Origin of the sequence: Methyloceanibacter sp. (genome assembly GCF_035650995.1) — a bacterium.
Lineage (GTDB): Bacteria > Pseudomonadota > Alphaproteobacteria > Rhizobiales > Methyloligellaceae > Methyloceanibacter.
The window spans coordinates 1-8,445 of sequence record NZ_DASRGO010000059.1 but is presented as its reverse complement, the minus strand read 5'-3'; the positions used below and the strand labels follow the sequence as shown (position 1 = coordinate 8,445).

Here is an 8,445-nt window from a genome sequence, read left to right as displayed (position 1 = left end):
GAACGTGGGGGGACCACCCTCCAAGCCTAAGTACTCCTCAGCGACCGATAGCGAACAAGTACCGTGAGGGAAAGGTGAAAAGCACCCCGACAAGGGGAGTGAAACAGTTCCTGAAACCGGATGCCTACAAACAGTCGGAGCTCAAGGGCGGCTTTCGGGCCGATTCCTGGGTGACGGCGTACCTTTTGTATAATGGGTGAGCGAGTTAGTCTGACGAGCAAGCTTAAGCCGATAGGTGTAGGCGCAGCGAAAGCGAGTCTGAACAGGGCGTTCAGTTCGTCGGATTAGACCCGAAACCGTGGTGATCTAGCCATGAGCAGGTTGAAGGTAGGGTAACACCTACTGAAGGACCGAACACACGTCTGTTGAAAAAGACGGTGATGACTTGTGGCTAGGGGTGAAAGGCCAATCAAACCCGGAAATAGCTGGTTCTCCGCGAAATCTATTTAGGTAGAGCCTCGGATGAATACTCTCGGGGGTAGAGCACTGGATGGGCTAGGGGGTCCCACAGACTTACCAACCCCAACCAAACTCCGAATACCGAGAAGTACTGTCCGGGAGACACACGGCGGGTGCTAACGTCCGTCGTGAAAAGGGAAACAACCCTGACCTACAGCTAAGGCCCCCAAATCGTGACTAAGTGTGAAAGGATGTGGGGATCCCATAACAACCAGGATGTTGGCTTAGAAGCAGCCATCATTTAAAGAAAGCGTAACAGCTCACTGGTCTAAACAAGGGTTCCTGCGCCGACAATGTATCGGGGCTCAAGTCACGTGCCGAAGCTTAGGATGCATGTAGCAATACATGCGTGGTAGCGGAGCGTTCCGTAAGCCTGTGAAGGCGGACCCGTGAGGGCTGCTGGAGGTATCGGAAGTGAGAATGCTCACATGAGTAACGACAAACAGTGTGAGAGACACTGTCGCCGAAAGTCCAAGGGTTCCTGCGTAAAGCTAATCTGCGCAGGGTCAGCCGGTCCCTAAGGTGAGGCCGAGAGGCGTAATCGATGGGAATCAGGTGAATATTCCTGAGCCTGTGGGTGGTGACGAATTCCGTATGTTGTTCGATCTTACTGGATTGATCGGGCCGCGAAGGAGTTCCAGGAAATAGCCCCCACGCAAGACCGTACCCCAAACCGACACAGGTGGACTGGTAGAGAATACCAAGGCGCTTGAGTGAAAGGTGCTGAAGGAACTCGGCAAATTGCCTCCGTAACTTCGGAAGAAGGAGGACCCTCGCTTGGGCAACCAGGCAAGGGTGGCACAGACCAGGGGGTAGCGACTGTTTAACAAAAACACAGGGCTCTGCGAACTCGAAAGAGGACGTATAGGGTCTGACGCCTGCCCGGTGCCGGAAGGTTAAGAGGAGAGGTGCAAGCTTTGAATCGAAGCCCCGGTAAACGGCGGCCGTAACTATAACGGTCCTAAGGTAGCGAAATTCCTTGTCGGGTAAGTTCCGACCTGCACGAATGGCGTAACGACTTCCCCGCTGTCTCCAGCACCAGCTCAGTGAAATTGAATTCCCCGTGAAGATGCGGGGTTCCTGCGGTTAGACGGAAAGACCCCGTGCACCTTTACTATAGCTTTGCACTGGCATTCGTGACTGCATGTGTAGAATAGCTGGTAGGCTTTGAAGCTGCGGCGCCAGCCGTGGTGGAGCCGAAATGTGAAATACCAGCCTTGTGGTTATGCATGTCTAACCGCGGCCCGTCATCCGGGCCCGGGACAGTGCATGGTGGGTAGTTTGACTGGGGCGGTCGCCTCCCAAAGAGTAACGGAGGCGCGCGATGGTAGGCTCAGAACGGTCGGAAATCGTTCGGCGAGTGCAATGGCATAAGCCTGCCTGACTGCGAGACTGACAAGTCGAGCAGAGACGAAAGTCGGTCATAGTGATCCGGTGGTCCCACGTGGACGGGCCATCGCTCAACGGATAAAAGGTACGCCGGGGATAACAGGCTGATGATCTCCAAGAGTCCATATCGACGAGATCGTTTGGCACCTCGATGTCGACTCATCACATCCTGGGGCTGGAGCAGGTCCCAAGGGTTCGGCTGTTCGCCGATTAAAGTGGTACGTGAGTTGGGTTCAGAACGTCGTGAGACAGTTCGGTCCCTATCTGCCGTGGGTGTAGGAGAATTGAGAGGATCTGTCCTTAGTACGAGAGGACCGGGATGGACGTACCTCTGGTGGACCTGTTGTGGCGCCAGCCGCATTGCAGGGTAGCTATGTACGGACGGGATAACCGCTGAAAGCATCTAAGCGGGAAACCCACCTCGAAACGATTTCTCCCTTGAGAGCCGTGGTAGACCACCACGTCGATAGGCCGGGTGTGGAAGCGCGGCAACGCGTGAAGCTTACCGGTACTAATAGCTCGATTGGCTTGATTGCTCGCATTGTCCGTGTCCGGACCATAGTTCGACCAGTTGGTTGTTTCTTCCTGCCTTTTGCCGGCTTGGTGGCAATAGCGGGGAGCCTGAACCCGATCCCATTCCGAACTCGGCCGTTAAACTCCCCAGCGCCAATGATACTTCGTCCTAAGACGCGGGAAAGTAGGTCGCTGCCAGGCCCGCCAAAGGCAGGAAACTCCCCCGGATAAAGTCCGGGGACATGCTTCGAGCCCTTCTCTTTTCTGACTACGCATGAAAACGCCGCCCTTCGGGGCGGCGTTTTCGCTTGTGTTTTGATCCGCCGCGATCCCGACGTCATGACCAGGACAAGCCCGGCCATGACGTCGTTGGGGTGGGTGGCCCTAGTGCGCGGCCGCCGCGGCGCCTGCCGGCGCCGCCGTCTTGCCGCGCGCCTCGTCGTAGGCGAGCTTCACGATCAGGTCGCCGGTGTCCTTGGGCAGGATGCTGAGCAGGTAGGACAGGTACTTGGTCATCTTCTGCCGGTTGCCGCGCCAGAAGCCGAGGAGCCCGCCGGCGAGGAAGGCGGCGAGCGAAATGCCGGCGCCCTCGGCGAAGTCGAGGATGTTGACCTCGCCCATCTGCAGCGCTTCCGCCGCGCCCGACCAGATGATCGCGAGATAGTTCACCACCGCGTTGATTGCGGCGCTCATCACCGACACGGCGAGGACGATGACCAGCCCGTGCAGGGTGCTGCGCGTGCGCGCGCCGATCCAGCGGCCGGCGATATAGCCGCCGGCAATCGTCGCCGGGATGATGACCAGAAGCGAGACCGATACGACGATCTGCGGATAGGCGAAGAACGCGCTCTGCGGGAGGATGAAGGCGAGCCCGACGCCGCTGAGGAACCCGCTGATGAAGGTGATGCCGGCGGCGATAAGGATGCCGAAGGCGACGAGGTAGGGCCAGGCGACCGTGTAGCCCTCGAAGGCGAAGATCGCCGTGGGTCGCCCGGCAACCAGGCTCTGCCGGGCGCTCTGCCGCTCGAGCGCCTCGGCGAGGTGGTGCGAGCCGATCAGCGGCACGGCGGCAAGCGCTTCCGAGACCTGGGCGTTGCCGAAGATCGGGTAGCTGATCCCGAAAAAGGCGACCCCGAGGACGATCGAAATGGCGAGCGCGATGGTGAGGTTCTTCATGGCCGCAGCCCTCCCCGAATTTCCCTGGCGCCAGCATAGCGCCGGAGGACGGGGGAGGGTAAGCGCCGGGCGCGGCTCGACCAACTCGGCCGACCGGCGCGGGCTCCGGCCGCCTCAGAGCAGCGGGGGCAGGTGGTCGGGCGGCGGCGGCAGCAGCCGGTCGAAATAGGCCCGCCCGTCCGGCGACAATTCCCGACCCGAAGGCGCCATGAATTCCTCCGGCATCAGCCGCGTCTTGCCGGCGACCGCGGCGAGTGGCACGCGCCGGAACACCGTCCTGACGCCGTCGAACTGCAGCCCGACCGAGCAGCTCCGCTCGCTGCAGGTCGCCACCGCGAAGGCGCCCGCCGCGAAGGCTTCGCTCCGGTCGACATCGCTCGCCATCGTGGCGAAGCCGCGCGGCAGGTAGCCGAACGTGTCGACCCGCACCCGCACCTTCGGGAAGGCTTCGCCAAGCGCGCCCTGGACCGCGACGCCGAGGTCGCCGCCGGAGAGCTGCACGTTGCCGTGCGCGTCGCGCTCGATCTGCTCGCGGAGCGTCTCCATGAGTGGCCGCCCGTCCTCGCCGCGGACGCCCTCCGACATGGCGATGACGCAGCGGCCGTGCTTCTCGCGCACGGCCCTGACGTCGTCGAGGAACTGCTTCATCGAGAAGCCGTGCTCGGGCAGATAGACCAGGTGCGGCCCGTCGGCGTCGTGCTTCCGCCAGGCCGCGCCCGAGGCGGTGAGGAATCCGGCATGCCGGCCCATGACGATGCCGGCATAGATGCCGGGCATGGCGCGGAAGTCGAGGTCGACGCTCCAGAAGGCCGCCGCCGTGAACCACGCCGCCGAGATGAAGCCCGGCGTGTGGTCGTTCTCGGCGAGGTCGTTGTCGATCGTCTTCGGCGCGTGGATGAAGGCGATGTCGGACCCGGCGCGGTCGAGGATCTGCATCGTCCCCGCCGTGTCGTTGCCGCCGATATAGATGAAGGCCTCGGCGCCGGCCTGCTTCAGCGCCGCCAGAATCTCGGCGCAGTACTTGTCGTCCGGTTTGTCGCGGGTCGAGCCGAGCCCGGCATTGGGGGTATTGCCGAAACGGCGGAGGTCGTTCTCCGAAAGCGCCGAGAGGTCGATGAAGTCGCCTTTCCGGAGGCCGCGCACGCCATGGCGGGAGCCGAGCACCTTTGCCTTCGGGAAGCGCTTGCGGACCTCCAGCGCCGCCCCGGCGACGGTCTGGTTGATGACCGCGGTCGGGCCGCCCCCTTGCGCAATGACGAAGACGCCGGCCATCGCCTAGCCCGCCTTCCGCGCCGGCGCGCGGCGCGCGAGGAAATCGGTGAGGAAGGCCCGCTCCGTCTCGATCGCCGCCCATTCGTCGCCGCCCGCGCCCTCGTAGATGAGCGTATAGGGGCCGCGATATCCGGCGTCCGCCGCCGCCGCGAGGCAGCGCCCGAAATCGTCCGCGTCCATGGCGCCGCCCGGCTCGAAATGCGCCTTGGCGTGGGTGTCCTCGGCGCGGGCGAGGATTGCGGCAAGCGCGGCGTATTTGCCGGCGCCCTTCCAGTTGCCGAAATCGGCGAGCAGCCCGACCTCGCCGGCGAGGGCGCTGAGCACCGCCTCGACTTCCTTCGGCCCGCCGAGCGTGTCGAACCAGTTCTCCGTGATCACCCGCACCCCCGCCGCCTTGCCGCGCTTCGCCAGTTCGCGGAGCCCGGCGATCGAGCGCGCCAGCGCCTCCGGCGTCGGCATCTGCTTGCCTGCAACGACGCGCGCCTTCCTCGCGCCGAGGGCCGCCGCGGTGACGATCCAGCACGCGATCCAGTCGATGTCGCGGCGGCGGACCGCCTCGTCGGGTTGCGCGATATCGCCGTCGTCGATGAGCAGCGCCTCCAGCGTGACGCCCGCCTTCTCGATCGCGGCGCGGACTTCGCGGAGATAGTCCGGTTCGCGCGAGGCGAGGTGGAAATGGCAGAGGTGGAGGTGGCGGATGCCGCGCGCCGCGATTTCGCCGGGCAGATCGAGGAGGGCAAGCTCTCCCGGTCCCCAGGTCGATTCAGACCTCGTTGCCAGGTCGTTCGCCGGCGTGTGCGGCCAGGAAATGCCGAGCCGCCGGTGCAGGCTCCAGCTCGAAATCCCGATCGTCGGCAGGGGATGGGGCATCCGGGGCTCCGGGAGGCGGGGGAGGGTCGCTGGTGTCGGCGCTTTCGGCAATCTAGCCCAAGAACGGGCATCGCGAAAACCGAGCCAAATACTGCCGTGGCCATCTCCGCGAGCCAGCGGTCGATCCGGGTTCATCGAATTGCGCGCCGGCCACCACGCCACCGTCACCAGCGTGGCTTGAGCCGGTGATCCGTGGCGTTCAAGCTTTCGCGCGCGCTGTCACCGGACTTCACCGTGCCGGCCGCTGGCGCGACCTTTCGCCCACGCTGCGGATCCTGTCATCCCAGTTTGTAGGGTGGGCCACGGCGCGAAGCGCCGGGCCCACCGTCTCGATCCAACACGCGCCCGTCACAACGGATTTCCCGCGCATCGAAACGGTGGGCACGCGCCTCCGGCGCTTTGCCAACCCTGCCAGCCTACCAGCTGCATCTCGCGCCTCCACACCGCTCGTCCCCGCGCATGCGGGGACCTGGACCCGTGACGGGGCGGATAGCGGGGGGAAAGGTCGTCGGTAGGTATTCCTCCGAGCTTTGCACCACGCTTCGCGAGCCTCCTGCTCCGATTGTCCCGAACCCAGCCCTGTCTCTCCGGCGTTGACTTCCGAGTGCATCCCGCCGGGCGGGCGGTTCCTGCCTCGCGGTTGATCTGCTAAGAGGCGCGCCGATGGATATGCGCGCAGAATCAGCCGCCGCAGCGATGGCAACCGAGCTCACCGTCGTCGTTCCGACATTCAACGAGCGCGAGAACGTGCCCCTTCTCGTCGAGCGGCTCGACCGGGCGCTCGCCGGCATCGCCTGGGAAGTCATTTTCGTCGACGACGATTCGCCCGACGGCACCGCCGATGCGGTGCGCGACCTTGCCCGGCGCGACCCGCGCGTGCGCGGCATCGAGCGGATCGGCCGGCGCGGCCTGTCGAGCGCCACCGTCGAGGGCGTGCTGGCGTCGTCCTCGCCCTATTTCGCCGTCATGGATGCCGACCTGCAGCACGACGACGAACGGCTTCCCGACATGCTCGCCCGCATCAAGGCGGAGCATCTCGACATCGTCGTCGGCAGCCGGCACATTGAGGGCGGCACCCTCGAGGGACTCAACCGGCAGCGCCAGGCGATCAGCCGGCTCGCCGGGAAGGCCGGGCGGCTCGTCATCAAGGCCGATCTCAGCGACCCGATGAGCGGCTATTTCCTGATGGACCGCCGGGTCTTCGACGAGACGGTCCACAACCTCTCGCTCCAGGGCTTCAAGATCCTCCTCGATCTCTTCGCCTCGGCGCCGCGGCCGCTCCGCTTCGCCGAGGTCGCCTGCCGCTTCCTTCCGCGGCAGCACGGCCAGAGCAAGCTCGACAGCATGGCGGCCTGGGAATTCGGCATGCTCATCCTCGACAAGCTGATCGGGCGCTACGTGCCGGTCCGCTTCGTCGTCTTCGCATTCGTCGGCGGCACCGGCCTCGCCGTCCATCTCGTCACGCTCTACCTCCTGTCCTTCGCCGGGGTCGGCTTCGCCGCGGCGCAGACGGTCGCCGTGATCGCGGCGATGACCTGGAATTTCTTCCTCAACAACCTCATCACCTACCGCGACCGGCGGCTGCGCGGCTTCGCCCTGGTGCGCGGCCTCCTCACTTTCTATGCAATCTGCGCCGTCGGCGCGGTCGCCAATATCGGCGTGGCCGAGATCGTCTACAGCGACCGCGGCATCCTGTGGCTCGCCGGCATCGCCGGCGCCGCCATCGGCGTGGTGTGGAACTTCGCGGTCTCCAACTACCTCACCTGGCGTCGGCGGACCGGCTGACTTGATCCGGACTTCGCGCGACGCCGTTCTGGCGCTGATCGCCGTCTCGGCGCTGATCCGGCTGATCCTTGCCGCCTCCACCGGCCTCGGCGTCGACGAATCCTACATGGTCGGCAATGCGCGGGTCTTCGCGCTCGCCACCGTCGATCACCCGCCCCTCCATACCTGGATCGCCGGGGCGATGATGTGGCTGACCGGGAGCGAAGCGCCGATCGTCGTCCGGCTGCCCTTCGTCCTCCTCTTTGCCGGCTCGACCTGGCTGATGTTCGGCCTGGCGCGGCGCTTCTACGGCGAGACCGCGGGCTTCTTCGCCGCGCTCCTCTTCAACAGCGCGCCGGTCTTCGGCATTGCCCACGGCGCGGCGGTGCTGCCGGACGGGCCGCTCCTCTTCTTCCTCCTCGCCTCGGCCAATGTCGTTGCCGGCATCGTCTTCGAGGAGCGTTCGCGTCGCGGGCTCCTCCGCTGGCTCGCCGCCGGCGTCCTTGCCGGGCTCGCGCTTCTCTCGAAATACAGCGCCGCGCTCTACCTCGCCGGCGTCTTCCTCTTTCTCGTCTCGACGCCGCGCGCCCGGCGGCATCTGGCGACGCCGGGTCCCTGGCTCGGCGCGGTCGCGGCGCTCGTCGTTCTCTCGCCGGCGCTCCTCTGGAATGCCGAGCACGACATGATCGGCTTCACCTTCCAGGCGAGCCGGGTGGGAACCCCGTCGAGCCCTCTCACGTCGCTCGGCCAGAATCTTCTCGGCCAGCTTCTCTATCTCACGCCCTGGGTGGCGGTTCCGCTGGTCGTCGCGTTCGCGCGCGCGCTCCGTGCCGGACGGAGCGACGAGCGGTCGTGGTTCCTTTTTCTGCTCGCCCTCGGGCCGGTCGCCTTGTTCACGCTCATCGCCCTCCAGGCGCGGGCGCTTCCCCACTGGGTCATGCCCGGCTGGCTGTTCATATTCCCGCTGGCTGGAGACGGATTCGGGCGGCTGGTCCGGACCAA

The 8,445-nt window shown here is 65.0% G+C and carries 5 protein-coding genes and 2 rRNA genes; 4 read left to right on the top strand and 3 right to left on the bottom strand.

Going from position 1 to position 8,445, the window contains the following annotated elements:
* A 23S ribosomal RNA gene (locus tag VFB18_RS05185) occupies positions 1–2,384 on the top strand; the annotation flags it as partial.
* Positions 2,385–2,447: 63 nt separating this feature from the next.
* Positions 2,448–2,562 (top strand): 5S ribosomal RNA (gene rrf, locus VFB18_RS05180).
* Positions 2,563–2,745: 183 nt separating this feature from the next.
* On the opposite strand, the gene VFB18_RS05175 is transcribed toward rrf, so the two are convergent.
* From VFB18_RS05175 to VFB18_RS05165, 3 genes are all read right to left on the bottom strand, one after another.
* Positions 2,746–3,537: a hypothetical protein gene (locus VFB18_RS05175; protein ID WP_324971783.1), complete on the bottom strand. Its 792-nt coding sequence runs from the start codon at positions 3,535–3,537 to the stop codon at positions 2,746–2,748.
* 114 nt (positions 3,538–3,651) lie between these two features.
* On the bottom strand, positions 3,652–4,809 hold the full coding sequence (locus VFB18_RS05170; RefSeq protein WP_324971780.1) for a diphosphate--fructose-6-phosphate 1-phosphotransferase: 1,158 nt from the start codon (positions 4,807–4,809) through the stop codon (positions 3,652–3,654).
* A gap of 3 nt (positions 4,810–4,812) precedes the next feature.
* Positions 4,813–5,679 carry a sugar phosphate isomerase/epimerase family protein gene (locus tag VFB18_RS05165; protein ID WP_324971777.1) on the bottom strand — a complete coding sequence of 289 codons (867 nt, stop codon included), beginning with the start codon at positions 5,677–5,679 and terminating at the stop codon, positions 4,813–4,815.
* Between the two features lie 663 nt (positions 5,680–6,342).
* On the opposite strand from VFB18_RS05165, the gene VFB18_RS05160 reads away from it, so the two are divergent.
* Together VFB18_RS05160 and VFB18_RS05155 are read left to right on the top strand one after the other, a co-directional pair.
* Positions 6,343–7,464: a glycosyltransferase family 2 protein gene (locus VFB18_RS05160; RefSeq protein ID WP_324971774.1), complete on the top strand. Its 1,122-nt coding sequence runs from the start codon at positions 6,343–6,345 to the stop codon at positions 7,462–7,464.
* Between the two features lies 1 nt (position 7,465).
* Positions 7,466–8,445, top strand: a 980-nt coding sequence (locus VFB18_RS05155; RefSeq protein ID WP_324971771.1) for a glycosyltransferase family 39 protein, incomplete at its 3' end; no start/stop codon positions are given.